The sequence below is a fragment of the Nocardioides conyzicola genome, from assembly GCF_039543825.1.
GTDB classification, from domain to species: domain Bacteria; phylum Actinomycetota; class Actinomycetes; order Propionibacteriales; family Nocardioidaceae; genus Nocardioides; species Nocardioides conyzicola.
The window spans coordinates 1,346,075-1,365,738 of sequence record NZ_BAABKM010000002.1 but is presented as its reverse complement, the minus strand read 5'-3'; the positions used below and the strand labels follow the sequence as shown (position 1 = coordinate 1,365,738).

The window sequence follows — 19,664 nt, the reverse complement described above, 5'->3', positions numbered from 1 at the left end:
TCCGCGCCGCGCCGTACGCTTGCGCCGTGCCTGCCCCCGTCACTGAGACCCGCACCGGGCTGGTGCGTCGTGCGCGCAAGATCGACCGGGTCCTGGGGGAGACCTACCCGGACGCGAAGACCGAGCTCGACTTCGACGACCCGTTCCAGCTCCTGGTGGTCACCGTGCTCTCCGCGCAGACCACGGACAAGCGGGTCAACGCGGTCCGACCGACCCTGTTCGCGGCCTACCCCGACCCCAAGGCGATGGCGGCCGCCGACCGCGCCACCCTCGAGGGGATCGTCGGCCCGCTCGGGTTCTTCCGGGCCAAGACCGAGTCCCTGCTCAAGCTCAGCGCGGCGCTGGTCACCGACCACGGCGGGCAGGTGCCCGCCCGCCTCGAGGACCTCGTCAAGCTGCCCGGCGTCGGCCGCAAGACCGCCAACGTCGTGCTCGGCAACGCGTTCGGGATCCCCGGGATCACCGTGGACACGCACTTCGGGCGCCTCGCGCGCCGCTTCGGCTGGACCGAGGAGACCGACCCGGTCAAGGTCGAGCACGCCGTCGGCGCCCTCTTCGAGAAGCGCGACTGGACCCTGCTCAGCCACCACCTGATCTGGCACGGCCGCCGGGTCTGCCACTCGCAGAAGCCCGCCTGCGGTGCGTGCACGGTCGCGAAGTGGTGCCCGTCGTACGGCGAGGGGCCGACCGACCCCGAGGTCGCGGCCAAGCTGGTGAAGACCGAGGGCAGAGCATGACGCGCCGCCTCCCGGCCGCGCTCGTCGCGGCCGTGCTGCTGGGTGGGTTGCTGAGCGGGCTCCTCACCGGGTGCGGCTCCGACTCGCAGGCGCCGGGCGACGCCAAGGTCGAGGTCGACACGCCCCAGCTGCGTCAGATCAAGCAGGCCGCCGGCATCGAGGACTGCCAGCCAGGGACCGCCGACGGCGGGCTCCCGGAGGTGACCCTCCCGTGCCTGGGCGGCGGCCCCGACGTCGACCTGGCCACGCTGAAGGGTCCGATGATCGTCAACCTCTGGCAGTCCTACTGCGCTCCGTGCCGCAAGGAGATGCCGGCCCTGCAGGAGTTCTACGAGAAGCACGGCGACGCCGTCCCGGTGCTCGGCATCGACACCGCCGACATGCAGCCCCAGGCCGCGCTCGAGTTCGCCAAGAAGGTCGGGGTGACCTACCCCCTGCTCGCCGACCCGGGCGGCGACCTGAGCGGGCAGAAGCCGTTTCCCCGCATCCAGGGCTACCCCTACCTCGCGATCATCGACGCCGACGGCGACCTGGCCTACCAGCAGCTCGGCGGCGTCGGGTCGTACGACGAGCTCCTCGACCTGGTCGACGCACACCTGGGGACCGACCTGTGACGGAGCTCCCGGACTGGCTGCGACCGGTCGAGCAGGCGGCTCGCGAGATCGAGGCCTCCGACCTGACCAGCTTCGTGCCGCCCCCGGACAGCGACGCCCGCCGTGGGGCGGTCCTCATGCTCTTCGGGGAGGGCCCGCACGGTCCCGAGCTGCTGCTCACCGAACGCGCTCACGACATGCGCTCGCACCCCGGTCAGGTCTCCTTCCCCGGCGGGTCACTGGACGCGGGGGAGAACGTGGTCGAGGCTGCCCTCCGTGAGGCGGAGGAGGAAGTCGGCGTCGACCCGAGCTCGGTCGCGGTCTTCGGCCGCCTGCCCGAGCTCTGGCTGCCGCCCAGCAACTTCGCGGTCACGCCCGTCCTGGGCTGGTGGAGCGAGCCGGCCGAGGTCTCCGTCGTGAGCCGGGCCGAGGTGCACGCGATCCACCACGTGCCGATCGCCGAGCTGGTCGACCCGGCACACCGGATCACCGTCCGGATGCCGGTGGGCGACTACCGCAGCCCGGGGTTCCTGATCGGTCCCGACCACGAGGTCATCCTGTGGGGCTTCACCGGCGGCATCATCGCGCGGCTCCTCGACTTCCTCGGCTGGTCGGTGCCGTGGGACGAGTCGCGGGTGCGTGACCTCCCGGCGTACATGTTCACCGGTCAGGAGCGACGCACCGCCGCGCTGCTCGACATCGAGGACGACCTGCGCCGCGGAGGTGCTCGGTGAACCTGCTCGACTGGCTGCTCGTCGTCCTCGTCCTCGCCTACGCGTTGTCGGGCTACTGGCAGGGCTTCATCACCGGCGCGTTCGCCACGACCGGGCTGCTGCTCGGCGGGCTCTTCGGGGTCTGGCTGGCACCCACGGCGCTCGGTGATGCCAACCCGTCGATGTGGGTGTCGCTCGGCGCTCTCTTCATCGTGATCCTCTCGGCCTCGCTGGGGCAGGCGGTCTTCCAGTTCGTGGGCTCGCGGCTGCGGGACAAGATCACCTGGCAGCCGGTCCGCGCGGTCGACGCGGTCGGCGGCGCGCTGCTCAGCGCGGTGGCGGTCCTGATCGTCGCGTGGGCGCTCGGCGTCGCGATCTCGGGCTCGCGGATCAACGGCATCACGCCTCTGGTGCGGGAGTCGGCGGTCCTCGCGCACGTCGACGAGGCGCTCCCGGACACCGCCGACGGCGCGCTCCAGGCGTTCAACAACGTGGTCGGCACCAGCTTCTTCCCGCGCTACCTCGAGCCCTTCGCCCCGGAGCGGATCGTCGAGGTCGGCCCCGGCCCCAAGCGGCTGCTGCGCGACCCCGACGTCGACCGGGCCGCCGCCAGCGTGGTCAAGGTCAGGGGCGGCAACTCCTGCGGCCGCGGGGTGGAGGGGTCGGGCTTCGTCTACGCCCCCAACCGCCTGATGACCAACGCCCACGTCGTCGCCGGCGTCGACGACCCCGAGGTCAAGATCGGCGACTCCACGCTGTCCGCCGACGTCGTCTACTACAACCCCAACGTCGACGTCGCCGTGCTCGCCTTCGACAGCGGCGACACCGCGACCCTCAACTTCGACCGTACGGCGGACGCCGGCACCGGCGTCGCCATCCTCGGCTACCCCGAGGACGGCCCGTACGACGTCCAGCCCGGTCGCATCCGCTCCCAGCAGCGGCTCCGCTCGCCGGACATCTACGGCAACGGCACGGTCATCCGCGACGTCTACTCGCTGCGCGGACTGATCCGCCCGGGCAACTCCGGCGGCCCGATCGTCTCGTCGGCCGGCGACGTCGTCGGTGTCGTCTTCGCGGCGTCGGTCAACGACCATGACACGGGCTACGCGCTCACCGCCGACCAGGTGGCACAGGCCGCGGCGGCGGGGCTCAGCAGCTCGGACTCGGTCAGCACCGGCAACTGCGCCGGATAGTCAGCCGCAGGTCAGCTGTGCTGACCCTTCAGCGCCTTGGGGATCTCGCGACCCTGCTCGATCGCCTTCTCCGGCGCGCGCACCTTCTTCACGCTGCGGATGCCGAGGTAGACGAGCAGCCCGGCGACCAGGGCGTAGAAGCCGAAGACGATCAGGAACGCCCAGTGCAGCGCGAGGCCGTCACCGTTCCAGTTGATGAAGTAGGCGATCGAGACCGACAGCATGATCACGGCCAGGACGAGCAGGAAGCCCGCCGCCGCGAACATGCCGATGCCGATGCCGCCGGCCTTGACGCTGACCTTCAGCTCGGACTTGGCGAGCTGGATCTCCTTCTGGACCAGGGTCGAGATGTCTCGGGTGGCGTCGTGGACCAGCCGGCCGATGGTGGGATCGCCCTCGGTCGGGGAAGGGGTCGGGGGCTGGTTGTTCGCCATGCGCGTCACCCTACAGAACCCTCAGTTCGTGTTGTCGTCGTGTTGGTAGACGTCGGGTACCCCGTCTCCGTCGGCGTCACGCTCCTCCAGCTCGCACAGCTGTCGGTAGACCCGGTTGCGGCTGCGCAGCACGACGGACGCCAGGGCCGTCGCGACCAGCGAGCCGACCAGCACGCCGACCTTGGCGTGGTCGTCGGCGGTGGTGCCGGTGCCGAAGGCGAGCTCGCCGATCAGCAGCGAGACGGTGAAGCCGACACCGGCCAGCATCGACATCCCGATCACGTCGACCCAGCTGAGCTCGTCGTCGAGCGTGGCGCGCGTGAACCGCGCGAGCAGCCAGGTCGAGCCCGCGATGCCGACCGTCTTGCCGACGACCAGGCCGCAGACGATGCCCAGCGCGATCCGGTCGGTGAGCGCGTCGGCCAGGCCGGACCCGCCCCCGACGTACACGCCGGCGGCGAAGAAGGCGAAGACCGGCACGGCGAACCCGGCGGAGATCGGGCGGACCAGGTGCTCGAGGTGCTCGGCGAGGCCGCGGCCGGCCGAGCCGTCGGCGCGGCGCACCGGCACCGTGAAGGCCAGCAGCACGCCGGCGACGGTGGCGTGCACGCCGGACGCATGGACCAGGCCCCACGCCAGGAGCGCGAGCGGCAGCAGCAGCCAAGCGCGGTAGATGCGCCGTTGGGCGAGCACGCCGAAGGCCGCGATCGGCACCAGCCCGAGCGCGAGGTACGCCGGGCTCAGGTGGTCGGTGTAGAAGATCGCGATGATCGTGATGGCGAGCAGGTCGTCGACCACGGCGAGGGTGAGCAGGAAGGTCCGCAGCCCGGTCGGCAGGTGCGTGCTGATGACCGCGAGGATCGCGACCGCGAAGGCGATGTCCGTGGCGGTCGGGATCGCCCACCCGACGAGCTCGCCGCCGGTGCCGAGGTTCCACAGCACGTAGATGAGCGCGGGGGTCGTCATCCCGCCGACGGCGGCCACGACCGGGAGCGCTGCGCGCCGTGGGTCGCGCAGGTCGCCGGCGACGAACTCCCGCTTCAGCTCGAGACCGGCGACGAAGAAGAAGACCGCCAGCAGCCCGTCGGACGCCCAGCCGCCGAGCGACAGGTCGAGGTGCAACGCGTGCGGCCCGATGACCGTGTCGCGCAGCGTGAAGTAGGAGTCACGGACCGGGCTGTTGGCCCACACCAGCGCGACCGCCGCGGCGACCAGCAGCAGGATCCCGCCGGTGGTCTCGGCGCGCAGGATCCCCGCCGTACGCGAGCTCTCGAGGAACGACCCTCGCGCGAACAGCCGGGACCGCTGCGGTCCGGCGGGGGTGGGGCTGGTCACGGGGGTCCTCAGGGGTCGGCGACGTCATGCCGACCAGACTTCCCGGCGCACCTGCGCCCACCCTACAGATGCACGGACGCCGAGTCGGCTACTCGTCGCCGGAGCCGGCGTCCTCCTGCTGCTTGATCAGGTCCATGACGGTGGAGTCGGCGAGGGTGGTGACGTCGCCGACCTCGCGGTGCTCGGCCACGTCACGCAGCAGGCGGCGCATGATCTTGCCGGAGCGGGTCTTGGGGAGCTCGGCGACGATCATGATCTGGCGCGGCTTCGCGATCGCGCCGATCTCCTTGCGGACGTGGTTGCGCAGCTCCTCGACGATGTCCGCGCCGCCGTCGCCGGCCTCTTCGCGCAGGATCACGAACGCGCAGACCGCCTGGCCGGTGTCCTCGTCCTTGGCGCCGACGACCGCGGCCTCGGCGACCTTCGGGTGCGAGACCAGCGCCGACTCGATCTCGGTGGTGGAGAGCCGGTGACCGGACACGTTCATCACGTCGTCGACCCGGCCCAGCACCCAGAGGTCGCCGTCGGAGTCCTTCTTGGCGCCGTCGCCGGCGAAGTACCAGCCCTGGTCGGCGTAGCGGGACCAGTAGGTGTCCTTGTAGCGCTGGTCGTCGCCCCAGATCGTGCGCAGCATCGAGGGCCAGGGCTCGGTGAGCACGAGGTAGCCGCCGGACCCGTTGGGCACGGACGTGCCCTCCTCGGTGACCACGTCGGCTGCGACCCCGGGGATCGGGATCATCGCCGAGCCGGGCTTGCCGTGGGTGACCCCGGGCAGCGGGCTGATCATGATCATGCCAGTCTCGGTCTGCCACCAGGTGTCCACGACCGGCGTGCGGTCGCCGCCGATGACGTGGCGGTACCAGACGTAGGCCTCCGGGTTGATCGGCTCACCCACGGAGCCGAGGATCCGCAGCGACGACATGTCGAAGCGGTCCGGGATCTCGCGCCCCTGCTTCATGAACGACCGGATCGCGGTCGGCGCCGTGTAGAAGATCGTGACCTTGTAGTCCTCGATGATCTGCCACCAGCGGCCGCGCTCGGGCGCGTCCGGCGTGCCCTCGTACATCACCTGCGTCGCGCCGTTGGCGAGCGGCCCGTAGACCATGTAGGAGTGGCCGGTCACCCAGCCGATGTCGGCCGAGCACCAGTAGACGTCGGTCTCGGCCTTGAGATCGAAGACCGCCCAGTGCGTGTACGACGTACCGACCAGGTAGCCGCCGGTCGTGTGCAGGATGCCCTTCGGCTTGCCGGTCGTGCCGGAGGTGTACATGACGTAGAGCGGGTGCTCGGCGTCGAACGCCTCGGGGGTGTGCTCGGGCGACGCGCTGTCGACCGCGTCGTGCCACCACACGTCCACGTCGTCGTCCCAGTCGACGTCCTGGCCGGTACGGCGGACGACGAGCACCTTCTCCACGACGTCGGTCTTGGTGCGGGCCTCGTCGACCGCAGGCTTCAGCGCCGACGGGGCGCCGCGCCGGTAGCCGCCGTCGGAGGTGATCACGACCTTGGCCTGGCAGTCGTCGAGCCGCGAGGCCAGCGCGTCGGCGGAGAAGCCGCCGAAGACCACCGTGTGCGGGGCCCCGATCCGCGCGCAGGCCAGCATCGCGACGACGGCCTCGGGGATCATCGGCAGGTAGATCGCGACCCGGTCGCCGGTCTGGACCCCGAGCTCGATCAGGGCGTTGGCGGCCTTCGAGACCTCGTCCTTGAGCTGGGCGTAGGTGATGTCGCGGGTGTCGTCGAGCGGCTCGCCGACCCAGTGCAGGGCCACCTTGTCGCCGCGGCCCGCCTCGACGTGGCGGTCGACGCAGTTGTACGACGCGTTGAGCCTGCCGCCGACGAACCACTGCGCGAAGGGGGCGTTGTCCCAGTCGAGGACGCGGTCCCACTTCTGGGCCCAGTCGAGCCGCTCGGCCTGCTCGGCCCAGAACGCCTCGCGGTCGGAGGCGGCCCGCTCGTACGCCTCCTCCTTCAGGTTGGCGTGCTCCGCGATGTCCGCCGGCGGCTCGAACCGCCGGTCCTCCTTGAGCAGGTTCGACAGGGTTTCTTCGCTCACGTCTCGCTCCTAGGATCAGAACTAGTGGTACCCGCCACAGTAGGACGTGGCGGGTACCGGTCGGCTAGGGGTGGTCTTCGGCTAGTGCTGGACGGCCTTCTCCGACCCGGCGCCGCTGAGCGCGCGGACCTCGAGCTCGGTGTAGCGCTCCTCGGCGTCCGGCTCCTTCGAGGTCACCGACCCGAGCCAGCCCAGGAAGAAGGCGAGCGGGATCGAGACGATGCCCGGGTTCTCCAGCGGGAACCACGAGATGTCGATGCTGGTCGGCAGCAGCGACAGGTTCTTGCCACTGACCGGGTCGACGCCCTTGCCGGACATGATCGGCGAGAAGATGACGAGCCCGACCGAGGAGATCAGGCCGCCGTAGATGCTCCAGAGGGCGCCGCGGGTGTTGAACCCCTTCCAGAACATGTTGTAGAGGATCGCCGGCAGGTTGGCCGACGCCGCCACTGCGAAGGCCAGCGCGACCAGGAACGCGACGTTGAGCCGCTGCGCCGGGATCGCGAGGAGGATCGCCACCAGGCCGATGGCGAGCGCCGACCAACGGGTGACCCTCAGCTCGTCCTTCTCCGAGGCCTGGCCCCGCCGGATGACGCCGTTGTAGATGTCGTGGGCGACGCTGACCGACGAGGTCAGGGTCAGTCCGGCCACGACCGCGAGGATCGTGGCGAACGCGACCGCGGAGATCAGCGCCAGCAGGACGGCGCCTCCGGTCGAGCCGTCGCCGCCACCGACGGCTTGGGCGAGGAGTGGCGAGGCGAGGTTGCCGCCCGAGGCCGCGACCTTGGCGTAGTCCCCCTTGTTGAGCAGGGCCGCGGCACCGAAGCCGAGCACCAGGGTGAAGAGGTAGAAGACGCCGATGAGGCCGATCGCCCACAGCACCGACTTCCGGGCGTCGCGTGACGTCGGCACGGTGTAGAAGCGGATCAGGATGTGCGGCAGGCCCGCCGTACCGAGGACCAGCGCGATGCCGAGCGAGAGGAAGTCGATCTTGCTGGTGTCGCTCACGCCGTACTTGAGCCCGGGCTCGAGGAACGCCTGGCCCTTGCCGCTGTTGGAGGCCGCGGTGCCGAGCAGGTCGGAGAGGTTGAAGTCGAACTTGGCGAGCACCAGCACGACGATCAGCGCGGAGCCCGCCATCAGCAGCACGGCCTTCACGATCTGCACCCAGGTGGTGCCCTTCATGCCGCCGACGGTGACGTAGAAGATCATCAGGGCGCCGACCGCGAAGATCGTGATGTTCTTCGCCGTGTCGCTGCTGACGTCGAGCAGCAGCGCGACGAGAGCACCGGCGCCGACCATCTGGGCCAGCAGGTAGAAGATCGACACCACGACGGTCGACGTGGCGGCCGCCGTACGGACGGGGCGCTGGCGCATCCGGAACGCCAGCTGGTCGGCCATCGTGTAGCGACCGGCGTTGCGCAGCATCTCGGCGACGAGCAGCAGCGCCACCAGCCAGGCGACGAGGAAGCCGATCGAGTAGAGGAAGCCGTCGTACCCGCTCAGCGCGATGGCGCCGGAGATGCCGAGGAACGACGCCGCCGACATGTAGTCGCCGCCGATCGCGAGACCGTTCTGGACGCCGGAGAAGCCGCGTCCGCCCGCGTAGAAGTCGGCCGCGCCGGACGTCTGCCGGCTGGCCCAGAAGGTGATGCCGACCGTGATCGCCACGACCAGCAGGAAGAGGGACGTGGTGAGGACCTGGTCGCCGTCCATGTCAGCTCCTCCCCTCGAGCTCGGCGATGTACTGCTCGTCGAGGCGACGGGCCAGCGGGTCGAGCCTGCTGGTGGAGTAGCGGCTGTAGATCCAGGCGAGCACGAACGTCGTGACGAACTGCAGGAGCCCGAAGACCAGGGCGACGTTGATGTTGCCCCAGAGCTGGTGGCTCATGAAGTCATGGGCCCAGTTGCTCATCACGACGTAGAGCAGGTACCAGGACAGGAACGCGATCGTCGCCGGGAAGACGAAGGCCCGGTAGGCCCGGCGGAGCTCGACGAAGTCCGGCTCCTGGTGGAGCGTGTCGTAGATCGGGTCGTGGCGGGCCGCGCGCTCGTGCGGCGTGGGGTTGAGATCGGTCACGGTGTCGCGCCTTCCGCTGGCCGGATGTGATGGCCGTCACCCTGCCGATCCGCTCGGGAGTCGGGCAGGGGTGCGAGCGAGATCCGCGACCAGTGGCGCGGTCGAAACGACGAGTGGTCCGTCTCGCGCGACGAGCGGTCGCCCGGCTCGAGACCACCCGGGGCTGTGAGGTCGTGCGGGGCGTGAGGTCGTGAGGACAAGTTGACGTTTCCGGTACGGCGTCCTGAGGCGGGCGAAACGTCGGCGGCCGAGCGTGGCTCGCATGACCCTCACCGACACCCCCGCGACGGCGGCCGCGGCACCGACCCGACGAGCCGGCCACTGGATCGACGACTGGCGCCCGGAGGATCCCGAGTTCTGGGAGAACGGCGGCCGGCAGGTCGCCCGGCGCAACCTGATCTGGTCGATCTTCGCCGAGCACCTCGGCTTCTCGGTCTGGCTGATCTGGAGCGTCAGCTCGGCGTTCCTGCTGCAGATGGGCTTCTCGTTCACCCCGCAGCAGCTCTTCGTCCTGGTCGCGCTGCCCAACCTGGTGGGGTCGCTGCTGCGGCTGCCGTACACGTTCGCGGTGCCGCGGTTCGGCGGCCGCAACTGGACGATGATCAGCGCCGCCCTGCTGCTGGTCCCGACGCTCCTCTTCGCGGTCGCGGTCCAGGACCAGGGCACGCCGTACTGGGTCTTCTGCCTGATCGCCGCGACCGCCGGCTTCGGCGGCGGCAACTTCGCCAGCTCGATGGCGAACATCAACTTCTACTACCCGGCGTCGAAGAAGGGCACCGCGCTGGGGCTCAACGCCGCAGGCGGCAACGCCGGGGTCGCGGTCATCCAGCTGTTGCTGCCGGTGATCATCGGCGGTGCCGGGATCTTCGGGCTGGTCAAGGCCAGCGAGGGCGGTCTCCACCTGCAGACCGCCGGGTTCGTGTACGCCGGGCTGGCCGTCCTCGCCACGATCGCGGCGTACCTCTGGATGGACAACCTCACCGGCGCCACGTCCAAGCCGCGTGAGCAGCTGCAGGTGGTGCGCAAGCCGCACACCTGGATCATGGCGCTCCTCTACATCGGCACCTTCGGCTCGTTCATCGGCTACTCGGCCGCGATGCCGCTGCTGATCAAGCTGAACTTCTGGGTGCCCGAGCCCGCGCCGCTCGGCACCGGCATCTACTTCGCCTACTTCGCGTTCCTCGGCGCCGGCATCGGCTCGGTCACCCGGCCGCTCGGCGGCTGGCTCGCCGACAAGTACGGCGGCGCCCGGGTCACCCTCGGGGCCTTCACCGGCATGGTGGTCTTCACGCTGGCGGTGCTGGTGACGCTGATGCAGCTGACCCCGAACCCGACCGCCGACCCGGCGGTCGCCAGCGACAACCAGTCGCTCTTCCCTTGGTTCCTCGGTTTCTTCCTGCTGATCTTCGCCTCCACCGGCATCGGCAACGGCTCGACGTACAAGATGATCCCGGCGATCTGGCGGCGCGAGGCCGAGACCGCGACGACGGCCGGGACGCCCGAGCGGACGGCCGCCATCACGGCGGCGACCAAGCAGGCCAGCGCCGCGCTCGGTGTCATCGGAGCGATCGGCGCCATGGGCGGCTTCCTGATCCCGATCGCCTTCAGCTCGCCCTGGGTCTACGACCCGCTGTCGGCGACCAAGGGCGCGTTCGTGGTCTTCACCGCCTACTACCTGCTGTGCGCCGCGGTCACGTACGCCGTCTACCTGCGTACGTCGACCAAGGTCACCCGCCTTGCCGTCGCCGGGGTCTGAGTCGAACCCGAGATGACCCAGACCCACTGTCCCTACTGCTCCCTGCAGTGCGGCATGACGCTCGAGCGGGCGGGTCGCACGCTCGAGGTCCAGGCGTGGCCGGAGTTCCCCGTCAACGAGGGGGCGCTGTGCCGCAAGGGCTGGACGGCCACCGGGCTGCGCGGTCATCGCGAGCGGCTGACGACACCGCTCGTGCGCGACCGCGAGACCGGTGAGGTCCGGGCCACCGGCTGGGACGAGGCGCTCGACCTGGTCGCCGGCCGGCTGCGCGAGCTGCGGACGTCGTACGGCGCGGACGCGGTCGGCGTCTTCGGGGGCGGCGGGCTGACGAACGAGAAGGCCTACCAGCTCGGCAAGCTCGCGCGCGTCGCCCTCGGCACCAGCCAGATCGACTACAACGGCCGCTGGTGCATGTCGTCGGCGGCGTCGGCCGCCAACCGGGCGTTCGGGATCGACCGCGGCCTGCCCTTCCCCCTCGCCGACGTCGAGCAGACGGACGTGCTCGTCCTGGTCGGGTCCAACCTGGCCGAGACGATGCCGCCGGCCGCGCGCCACCTCGATCGGCTGCGCGCCAACGGCGGGCACGTGGTCGTCATCGACCCGCGACGCACGCCGACCGCCGACCGCGCCGACACGTTCCTGCAGCCGGTGCCGGGCACCGACCTGCCGCTCGCGCTCGGGGTCCTGCACCTGCTCGACGCGATGGGGGCCGTCGACGAGCCCTACGTCGCCGCGCGCACGACCGGCTGGGACGACGTACGGCGCGCGGTCGCCGCGTGGTGGCCCGAGCGGGTCGAGCGGGTGACGGGGGTGCCGGCGTCGTCGTTGCGGGCGCTCGCCACGCTGCTCGCCGGAGCCGACCGGGCGATGGTGCTGACCGCGCGCGGCGCCGAGCAGCACGCGCAGGGCACGGACACGGTGCTGGCCTGGATCGACGTCGCGCTGGCGCTCGGGATGCCGGGTCGACCGTTCGCGGGCTACGGCTGCCTGACCGGGCAGGGCAACGGCCAGGGCGGCCGCGAGCACGGGCAGAAGGCCGACCAGCTGCCGGGCTACCGGATGATCGACGACCCGGCAGCGCGTGAGCACGTGGCGCGGGTGTGGGGAGTCCCCGCCGCGACCCTGCCGGGCAAGGGGCGCTCGGCGTACGAGCTGCTCGGCGCGCTCGGCACCGACGGCGGCCCGAAGGCGCTGCTGGTCTTCGGCAGCAACATCGTGGTGTCGGCGCCCAACGCCACGCACGTCGCCTCGCGGCTGGCCGACCTCGACCTGCTCGTCGTCGCCGACATCGTGATGAGCGAGACCGCGGCCCTGGCGGATGTCGTGCTGCCGGTGACGCAGTGGGCCGAGGAGACCGGCACGATGACCAACCTCGAGGGCCGGGTGATCCTGCGCCAGCGGGCCGTGGCGCCACCGGAGGGTGTGCGGTCGGACCTGGACGTGATCGCCGGCATCGCGTCCCGCGTCGGAGCGCCGGTCGTCTTCGAGACCGACCCCGAGGCGGTCTTCGCCGAGCTCGGGCGCGCCTCGTCGGGTGGGCGCGCCGACTATGCCGGCATCACCTACGACCGCATCCGGGAGGAGAACGGTGTCTTCTGGCCGTGCCCGACCGACGACCACCCGGGTACGCCGCGGCTCTTCGCCTCCTCCTTCGCGCACGAGGACGGGCGCGCGCGGTTCGTCGCGGTCGAGCACCGTGGCCCGGCCGAGCCGGTCGACGCGGCGTACCCCCTCCACCTGACGACGGGCCGGGTGCTCGCGCAGTACCAGTCCGGCGCGCAGACCCGCCGCGTCCGCGAGCTGCCCGACGACGGGCCGTTCGTCGAGCTGCACCCGATGCTGGCGGACCGGATCGGGGCGCACGACGGCGAGCCGGTCGTCGTCACCACGCGGCGCGGCGAGCTGAAGGCGCCGGCGCGCGTGGTCGACACGATCCGGCCGGACACGGTCTTCGTGCCGTTCCACTGGGTCGGAGCCAACCGGCTCACCAACGACGCGCTCGACCCGGTCAGCCGGATGCCGGAGTTCAAGGTCTGCGCCTGCGCGGTGACCGCGTGACCGGCGCCGAGCGCATCGTCATCGTCGGAGCCGGCATGGCCGCGACCCGGCTCGCCGAGGGACTCGCCGGGCTCGACGTGACGCTGCTCGGCGACGAGCCGCACCCGCCGTACAACCGGATCCTGCTCTCCGCGGTGCTCGAGGGCACGCACAGCGCCGACGCGATCGCGATGCGGATGCCCGCGCACCTCGACCTGCGCCTCGGCACCCGGGTCGTGGAGATCCACCGCGAGGACCGCGAGGTCGAGCTGGCCGACCGCGGCCGGGTGGCCTACGACCGGCTGGTCCTGGCCACCGGCAGCATCCCGACCCTGCCGCCGATCCGCGGACTGGTCCGGATGGACGGCCGCCTCCACGAGAGGGTCCACGCCTTCCGCACGCTCGAGGACTGCCGCCGGCTCGACACGGCCGCGGCCCACGCGCGCAACGCCGTGGTCGTCGGCGGCGGACTGCTCGGCCTCCAGGTCGCTCGCGCTCTCAGCATCCGCGGCCTCGCGACCGAGGTCGTCGAGGGCGGCGAGCACCTGCTGCGCAGCCAGGTCGGCGGCCGCGCCGGCGCGATCCTCGCCCGCGACCTCGAGCGCCTCGGGACGACCGTTTACACCGGCGCGCGCGCCGTTCGCCTCGACGACGCCGGCCTCACCCTCGACAACGGGTACACCCTCGAGACCGACCTGGTCGTGCTGACCGCCGGCGGCCGGCCCTCGACCGCGCTGGCCCGCCGCGCCGGCCTCGACGTACGCCGCGGCATCGTGGTCGACCACCACCTGCGCACCAGCGACGACCGCATCCACGCCATCGGCGACTGCGCCCAGCACGGCTCCCAGGTCACCGGGTTCGTGCCGCCGGCCTGGGAGCAGGCGGGGCTCCTCGCCCGCCACCTCGCCGGCGAGGACGTCTCGTACGACGGCGCCCGCACCGTCGCCCGGTTGCGGGCCACCGACCTCGACGTCGCCGTCCTCGGCGACCCCGAGAGGGCCGAGGGCCAGGTCGTCGAGGTGTCCAACCCGGTCGTCGGGAGCCACCGCAAGCTCGTCGTCCGCGACGGCGTCATCGTCGCCGCCACCCTCGTCGGCGACCTGTCGCGGATCGGCCTGATCACCCAGCACTACGACCGCGGCACCGTCCTCGGCCCGCGCGAGCCGGGCGACCTGCTGATGGGGGAGCGCGTCGCGACCCCGATGGTGCTCCCCGACGAGGCCGAGGTCTGCGCCTGCGCCGGCGTCAGTGCCGGCCGCATCCGCGCCTGCGCGTCCTTCGAGGACGCGAGGACGACCACTCGTGCCACCACCGGCTGCGGCGGCTGCGCCCCCGCGGTCCGTCAGCTCCTCGCCACCCGCACCCTGGAGGGAACCACCACATGAGCCCGCACCACCGCAGGACCCTCGTCGTCGCCGGCCACGGCATGGTCGGCCACCGGTTCGTCCAGGCCGCGATCGAGCGCGGCCTCACCGAGACCCACGATCTCGTGGTCGTCGGCGACGAGCCGCGCGCGGCGTACGACCGGGTCGCGCTCACCTCCTTCTTCCAGGTCGGCGCCGACGAGCTGTCCTTCCTGCCGACCGGGGCGTACGACGACCCGCGCGTGCGGCTGCTGACCGGCACCGAGGTCGAGGGCTTCGACCCCGAGACCCGGACCGTGCTGCTCTCGGGCGGCGACGTGATCGGGTACGACGAGCTCGTGCTCGCCACCGGCGCGGCGCCGTTCGTGCCGCCGATCCCCGGTCACGACCTGCCGGGCTGCTTCGTCTATCGCACCATCGAGGACCTGGAGGCGATCCGCGAGGCCGCGGCGACCGCCACCGTCGGCGCGGTCATCGGCGGCGGTCTCCTCGGGCTCGAGGCGGCCAACGCCCTGGCCCAGCTCGGCCTCGAGACGCACGTCGTCGAGATGGCGCCGCGGCTGATGGCGGTGCAGGTCGACGACGCCGGTGGTGCGACCCTGACCCGGCACATCGAGCAGCTGGGGCTGACCGTGCACACCGGCGCCGCCACCGAGCGGGTGCTGGGCGACGACCGGGTCACCGGGCTGGCGCTGCGAGGCACGGACCCGATCGACGCCGGGATCGTGGTCTTCTCCGCCGGCATCCGCCCCCGCGACCGGCTCGCCTGCGACGCCGGCCTCGACCTCGCTGAGCGCGGCGGGGTGCTCGTCGACGAGCGCTGCCACACCTCGGCCGAGCACGTCTGGGCGATCGGCGAGTGCGCCGCACCGAGCGGCCGGATGTACGGCCTGGTCGCTCCCGGCTACGCCATGGCCGAGGTCGTCGTGGACGCGCTGCTCGGCGGCCCGGGCAGCTTCACCGGCGCCGACATGTCCACCAAGCTCAAGCTGATGGGTGTCGACGTCGCCTCCTTCGGTGACGCCCACGCGGCGACGGAGGGCGCGCTCGAGCTCGTCTTCTCCGACGCGGTCGCCGGGATCTACAAGAAGCTCGTCGTCAGCGCCGACGGCCGGCAGCTGCTCGGTGGGGTGCTGGTCGGCGACGCGTCGGCGTACGGCGTCCTCCGGCCGATGGTCGCCTCGGGCATCGAGCTGCCCGACAACCCGGAGGACCTGATCCTGCCCGCCGGTCGCGGCGTCCCCGAGATCGAGCTGCCCGACGAGGCGCAGGTCTGCTCGTGCAACGACGTGAGCAAGGCCGACATCGTCGCGGCGGCCGCCGAGGGCGGGACGACGCGGGCGGGCACGACCTGCGGCTCCTGCAAGGTGCAGACCAAGAAGATCATCGAGGACTACTACGCCAGCCAGGGGAAGGTCGTCGACCGCAGCATCTGCGAGCACTTCCCGCTGACCCGGCAGGAGCTCTTCGACGTGGTGGCCGTGCACGGGCACCGCAGCTTCGACCAGATCGTCGAGGCGCACGGGACCGGCCGCGGCTGCGACATCTGCAAGCCCGCGATCGCGTCGATCCTGGCCAGCCAGCTCAACGGGCACGTCCTCGACGGGGGCAACCGGACCCTCCAGGACACCAACGACGCCTACCTCGCCAACATCCAGCGCAACGGCACCTACTCCGTCGTGCCGCGCATCCCCGGCGGCGAGATCACGCCCGACAAGCTGATCGTGATCGGCGAGGTCGCCCGCGACTTCGACCTCTACACGAAGATCACGGGCGGCCAGCGGATCGACCTCTTCGGCGCCCGGATGGAGCAGCTGCCGGCGATCTGGCGGCGACTCGTCGACGCCGGGTTCGAGTCGGGGCACGCCTACGGCAAGTCGCTGCGCACGGTGAAGTCGTGCGTCGGCTCGACGTGGTGCCGGTACGGCGTCCAGGACTCGACCCAGCTCGCGATCGACCTCGAGCAGCGCTACCGGGGCCTGCGGTCGCCGCACAAGCTCAAGGGCGGGGTCAGCGGCTGTGCGCGCGAGTGCGCGGAGGCGCGCGGCAAGGACTTCGGAGTCATCGCGACCGAGAACGGCTGGAACCTCTACGTCGGAGGCAACGGCGGCGCCACCCCCGCCCACGCCCAGCTGCTGGCGGGCGACCTCGACCGGGGGACGCTGCTCCGCTACCTCGACCGCTACCTCATGTACTACATCCGCACCGCCGACCGGCTGCAGCGGACGGCGCCGTGGATCGACTCGCTGGACGGCGGGCTCGACCGGGTGCGGGAGGTCGTGGTCGACGACGCGCTCGGGCTCGGGTCAGAGCTGGAGGCGGCGATGGAGCGGCACGTCGACACCTACTTCGACGAGTGGCAGGCGACGCTCGACGACCCGGAGAAGCTGGCGCGCTTCGTGTCGTTCGTGAACGCACCCGACACCCCGGACCCCCACATCACCTTCCGGGCCGAGCGGGACCAGATCGCGCCGGCCGACTCGGCGGGCCCGGTGTCGCTCGGCGCGACGATCCCGGTCGGTGCGCCGCAGTGACCGGCTGGGTCCCGGTGTGCCGGCTCGACCAGATCGAGGTGGAGGGCGGCGTCGCCGCGCTCGTCGAGGGCGCCGCGGTCGCAATCTTCCGGACACACGACGGCAACGTCTACGCGATGTCCAACTACGACCCTTGTTCCCAGGCATCGGTGCTGGCTCGGGGGATCGTCGGCACGCGCGGCGAGGTCCCGTTCGTCGCCTCACCGATGCACAAGCAGGCCTTCGACCTGCGGACCGGGCAGTGCCTCGACGACGCGGAGGTCCGGGTCACGACGTACGACGTACGGGTCGACGACGGGCTCGTGCTCGTCGGTCCCCCGCAGGAGAGCTGATGTCAGAACCCCTTCCGTTGAGCGGCTTTCGTGTCGGCGTCACCGCTGCCCGGAAGGTCGACGAGCAGATCGGTCTGCTCGAGCGACGCGGCGCCGCGGTCGAGTGGGCGCCGGCCCTGTCGCTGGACCCCAACCAGATCGACGACGAGCAGCTGCGGGCCTCGACGGAGGAGGTGCTGGGCCGGCCGGTCGACATGTTCCTGGCGACGACCGGCATCGGCATGAAGTCGTGGTTCGCGGCGGCGGAGCGGTGGGGGCTGCTGCCCGACCTGCTGACGGCGCTGGGCTCCGCCGAGATCCTCGCCCGCGGGCCGAAGAGCGTCGGCGCCCTGCGCCGCCGGGGTCTGCGGGAGCTCTGGGCTCCGGAGTCGGAGTGCTTCGAGGACGTGCTCGAGCACCTGCGCGGGCGACGCCTCGACGGCCTGCGGATCGTGGTGCAGGAGCACGGCCAGTCGCTGTCGATGGTCGCGCACGCGCTGCGGCGCCAGGGCGCCGACGTCACGACCGTGACGGTCTACCGGGTGGAGGCGGCGGCCGACCTCGAGCCGATGTTCAAGCTGATCGACCTGGTGGCCGACCGCGCCCTCGACGCCGTGACGTTCACGTCCGCGCCGGCGGTGGCCGCGCTGATGGACGCCGCCGGCCCGACCGGGCGCCGCGACGAGCTGATCGGCGCCTTCCAGGCGGACGTGGTCGCGTCCTGCGTGGGACCGGTGACCGCCGCCGCGTTCGAGATGTGGGGCGTGCCGACGATGTATCCCGACCGCTCCCGCCTGACCGCGATGGTCAAGCAGCTCGAGCTGGAGCTGCCGTCGCGCCGCCTCGGGCTGACCCTCGAGCTGGTCGGCGGCCACCAGCTGCTGCTGCACGGCGACGGCGTGCTCCTCGACGGGCACGAGGTCCGGCTCTCGCCCGCCCCCGCCGCGGTGCTGCACGCGCTGGTGGCCAACCCGGGCAACGTGGTCGCCCGGGCGGCGCTGCTGGCGATGCTGCCGTCGGGCACGGCCGGCTCGGAGCACGCGGTCGAGATGGCGGTGGCGCGGCTGCGCGCCGCGCTCGGCACGCGGGCCGTGCAGACCGTGGTGAAGCGCGGCTACCGGCTGGCGGTGGCGCCGTGATCCGGCTGGTGACCGTCGCCCACGGCACCCGCCACGTCGCCGGCAACGCGGTGGCGCGCTCGGTCACGGGCGCGGCCGGCACCCGGCTGGGCATGCCGTGGGTGGCGTCGTACGTCGAGCTCTGCGCCCCGTCGTACTCCTCGGTGATGGCGTCCGGTGAGCCGTCGGTGGTCGTGCCCCTGTTGCTGTCGACCGGGCACCACGTCCGGCACGACCTCGACGCCGGGCGGGCCCTGGGACCGGACCCGCTGCTGGCGGCGGCTCAGGTCGCGCGGCTCGTCGCCGCGGGCGCCTCTCCGGGAGCGCCGGTCGTGATGGTCGCCGCGGGCTCCACCGACCCGCTCGCCACCCGCGACCAGATGCTCGCAGCGGCGTACCTCTCCGAGCAGTGGGGTGGCCCGGTCCGGCTCGCGACGCTCTCCGGCGTCGGTCTCCGGCCCGCGGACGTGGTGACGCCGGACGACGCCGTCTCGCCGTACCTGCTCGCTCCGGGGCACTTCGCCGACCGCTGCCGGGCCGAGTCGTCCGCCGCGGCCGTGGTCGCGGACGTGATCGGTGCGCACTCCGCCGTGGTCGACCTGGTCGTCGAGCGGGCCGTGGTGGGGCTGGCGGGAGTGCGGTCGGCCTGACCCGGCGCATGTAACGCCGTGTTACTGGCTGTACCCGGGGTGTTGCAGCGGGTGGGGTAGTGCCGGTAACACGGCGTTACAGCCGCGACCGGCCGCCCTCAGACCGGGTCCGGGTCCCCGGTGACGTCGTGGGCGGCCGGGTCGGCGAGGTGCGCGCCGCCGAGGGGGTCGCGGGACCAGCGGGTGACGACCCAGCCGCGGTACGGCGAGCCCTCGAGCACCACCGCGCCGGTGTTGAGCAGCCGGGCGTCGGCCGGGCCGCCGTGGCGGGCGGCGAAGGTGCGGATCGCGGCGCCGTGGCTGAACGCGACCACGGTGGCGTCGTCGGCGTGCTCGGCCGTGATGGCGCCGACGGCGCCGGCGTACCGCTCGAAGAAGGCGTGTCCGTCCGCACCGCCCGGTATCGTCGCGCCCAGGTCTCCGGCGATCCAGGCGGCGACGGTGTCGGAGTACGCCGCGACCGAGGCGTCGTCGGTCTTCATCTCGAGCTCCCCGGCGGCGATCTCCTCGAGCCCCTCGCTGACGACTACCTCGAGCCCGCGCGCCGTGGCCAGCGGGGCCGCCGTGAGCTGGGTGCGGACCAGGGGCGAGGCGTGGATCGCGCTGATCCGCTCGGTGGTCAGCACGGGTGGGATCGCGGACGCCTGCCGGTGGCCGAGGGGCGTCAGGGGCGCGCCGGGCACGGCCGTGTCGAGGGCGCCCGCCACGTTGGACGGGGTCTCGCCGTGGCGGATGAGGATGAGGCGCACGTCG

Annotated in this window: 17 protein-coding genes; 11 read left to right on the top strand and 6 right to left on the bottom strand. The window is 72.1% G+C overall.

Going from position 1 to position 19,664, the window contains the following annotated elements; all coding sequences use genetic code 11:
* Positions 1 to 26: 26 nt before the first annotated feature.
* The 4 genes from nth to ABEA34_RS09690 are packed head-to-tail and all read left to right on the top strand — an operon-like array spanning position 27 to position 3,236.
* On the top strand, positions 27 to 737 hold the full coding sequence (gene nth / locus ABEA34_RS09705) for an endonuclease III (protein ID WP_345521050.1): 711 nt from the start codon (positions 27 to 29) through the stop codon (positions 735 to 737).
* Positions 734 to 1,351 (top strand): TlpA family protein disulfide reductase, encoded by a 618-nt coding sequence (locus ABEA34_RS09700; RefSeq protein ID WP_345521049.1) that lies wholly within the window; start codon positions 734 to 736, stop codon positions 1,349 to 1,351. The genes nth and ABEA34_RS09700 overlap by 4 nt, the downstream gene beginning before the upstream one ends.
* Entirely contained in the window at positions 1,348 to 2,064 is a 717-nt protein-coding gene (locus ABEA34_RS09695) for an NUDIX hydrolase (RefSeq protein ID WP_345521048.1), read from the top strand. The genes ABEA34_RS09700 and ABEA34_RS09695 overlap by 4 nt, the downstream gene beginning before the upstream one ends.
* Positions 2,061 to 3,236 carry a MarP family serine protease gene (locus tag ABEA34_RS09690; protein WP_345521047.1) on the top strand — a complete coding sequence of 392 codons (1,176 nt, stop codon included), beginning with the start codon at positions 2,061 to 2,063 and terminating at the stop codon, positions 3,234 to 3,236. Before ABEA34_RS09695 ends, ABEA34_RS09690 begins: the two co-directional genes overlap by 4 nt.
* 11 nt (positions 3,237 to 3,247) lie before the next feature.
* Here ABEA34_RS09690 and ABEA34_RS09685 read toward each other — a convergent pair whose 3' ends face one another.
* From ABEA34_RS09685 to ABEA34_RS09665, 5 genes are all read right to left on the bottom strand, one after another.
* Positions 3,248 to 3,670, bottom strand: a complete 423-nt coding sequence (locus ABEA34_RS09685) for a phage holin family protein (RefSeq protein WP_345521046.1) — start codon at positions 3,668 to 3,670, stop codon at positions 3,248 to 3,250.
* A 21-nt stretch (positions 3,671 to 3,691) separates the two neighbouring features.
* Positions 3,692 to 5,005 carry a Na+/H+ antiporter NhaA gene (gene nhaA, locus ABEA34_RS09680; RefSeq protein ID WP_345521045.1) on the bottom strand — a complete coding sequence of 438 codons (1,314 nt, stop codon included), beginning with the start codon at positions 5,003 to 5,005 and terminating at the stop codon, positions 3,692 to 3,694.
* Positions 5,006 to 5,093: 88 nt separating this feature from the next.
* Positions 5,094 to 7,061 carry an acetate--CoA ligase gene (gene acs / locus ABEA34_RS09675; RefSeq protein WP_345521044.1) on the bottom strand — a complete coding sequence of 656 codons (1,968 nt, stop codon included), beginning with the start codon at positions 7,059 to 7,061 and terminating at the stop codon, positions 5,094 to 5,096.
* 81 nt (positions 7,062 to 7,142) lie between these two features.
* Positions 7,143 to 8,777, bottom strand: coding sequence for a solute symporter family protein (locus ABEA34_RS09670; protein ID WP_345521043.1), 1,635 nt, complete (start codon positions 8,775 to 8,777; stop codon positions 7,143 to 7,145).
* Between the two features lies 1 nt (position 8,778).
* The gene (locus ABEA34_RS09665) at positions 8,779 to 9,141 is read right to left on the bottom strand and encodes a DUF485 domain-containing protein (protein ID WP_345521042.1); all 363 of its coding nucleotides are present in this window, start codon (positions 9,139 to 9,141) and stop codon (positions 8,779 to 8,781) included.
* A gap of 262 nt (positions 9,142 to 9,403) precedes the next feature.
* On the opposite strand from ABEA34_RS09665, the gene ABEA34_RS09660 reads away from it, so the two are divergent.
* Genes ABEA34_RS09660 through ABEA34_RS09630 form a run of 7 tightly spaced genes read left to right on the top strand, consistent with a single transcriptional unit; the run spans position 9,404 to position 18,911 of the window.
* Positions 9,404 to 10,897: an MFS transporter gene (locus ABEA34_RS09660; protein WP_345521041.1), complete on the top strand. Its 1,494-nt coding sequence runs from the start codon at positions 9,404 to 9,406 to the stop codon at positions 10,895 to 10,897.
* A gap of 12 nt (positions 10,898 to 10,909) precedes the next feature.
* Complete coding sequence (locus tag ABEA34_RS09655; RefSeq protein WP_345521040.1) at positions 10,910 to 12,955, top strand: molybdopterin oxidoreductase family protein; 2,046 nt, start codon at positions 10,910 to 10,912, stop codon at positions 12,953 to 12,955.
* A complete protein-coding gene (locus ABEA34_RS09650) occupies positions 12,952 to 14,319 on the top strand; it encodes an FAD-dependent oxidoreductase (RefSeq protein WP_345521039.1) in 1,368 nt (455 codons plus the stop codon). The genes ABEA34_RS09655 and ABEA34_RS09650 overlap by 4 nt, the downstream gene beginning before the upstream one ends.
* Positions 14,316 to 16,832, top strand: coding sequence for a nitrite reductase large subunit NirB (gene nirB / locus ABEA34_RS09645; RefSeq protein WP_345521038.1), 2,517 nt, complete (start codon positions 14,316 to 14,318; stop codon positions 16,830 to 16,832). The genes ABEA34_RS09650 and nirB overlap by 4 nt, the downstream gene beginning before the upstream one ends.
* Positions 16,829 to 17,164, top strand: coding sequence for a nitrite reductase small subunit NirD (gene nirD / locus ABEA34_RS09640; RefSeq protein WP_345521037.1), 336 nt, complete (start codon positions 16,829 to 16,831; stop codon positions 17,162 to 17,164). The genes nirB and nirD overlap by 4 nt, the downstream gene beginning before the upstream one ends.
* Positions 17,164 to 18,282 (top strand): uroporphyrinogen-III synthase, encoded by a 1,119-nt coding sequence (locus tag ABEA34_RS09635; protein ID WP_345521036.1) that lies wholly within the window; start codon positions 17,164 to 17,166, stop codon positions 18,280 to 18,282. Before nirD ends, ABEA34_RS09635 begins: the two co-directional genes overlap by 1 nt.
* Positions 18,279 to 18,911 carry a sirohydrochlorin chelatase gene (locus ABEA34_RS09630; RefSeq protein ID WP_345521035.1) on the top strand — a complete coding sequence of 211 codons (633 nt, stop codon included), beginning with the start codon at positions 18,279 to 18,281 and terminating at the stop codon, positions 18,909 to 18,911. Before ABEA34_RS09635 ends, ABEA34_RS09630 begins: the two co-directional genes overlap by 4 nt.
* A 98-nt stretch (positions 18,912 to 19,009) precedes the next feature.
* On the opposite strand, the gene ABEA34_RS09625 is transcribed toward ABEA34_RS09630, so the two are convergent.
* On the bottom strand, positions 19,010 to 19,660 hold the full coding sequence (locus ABEA34_RS09625; protein WP_345521034.1) for a histidine phosphatase family protein: 651 nt from the start codon (positions 19,658 to 19,660) through the stop codon (positions 19,010 to 19,012).
* Positions 19,661 to 19,664 lie beyond the last annotated feature (4 nt).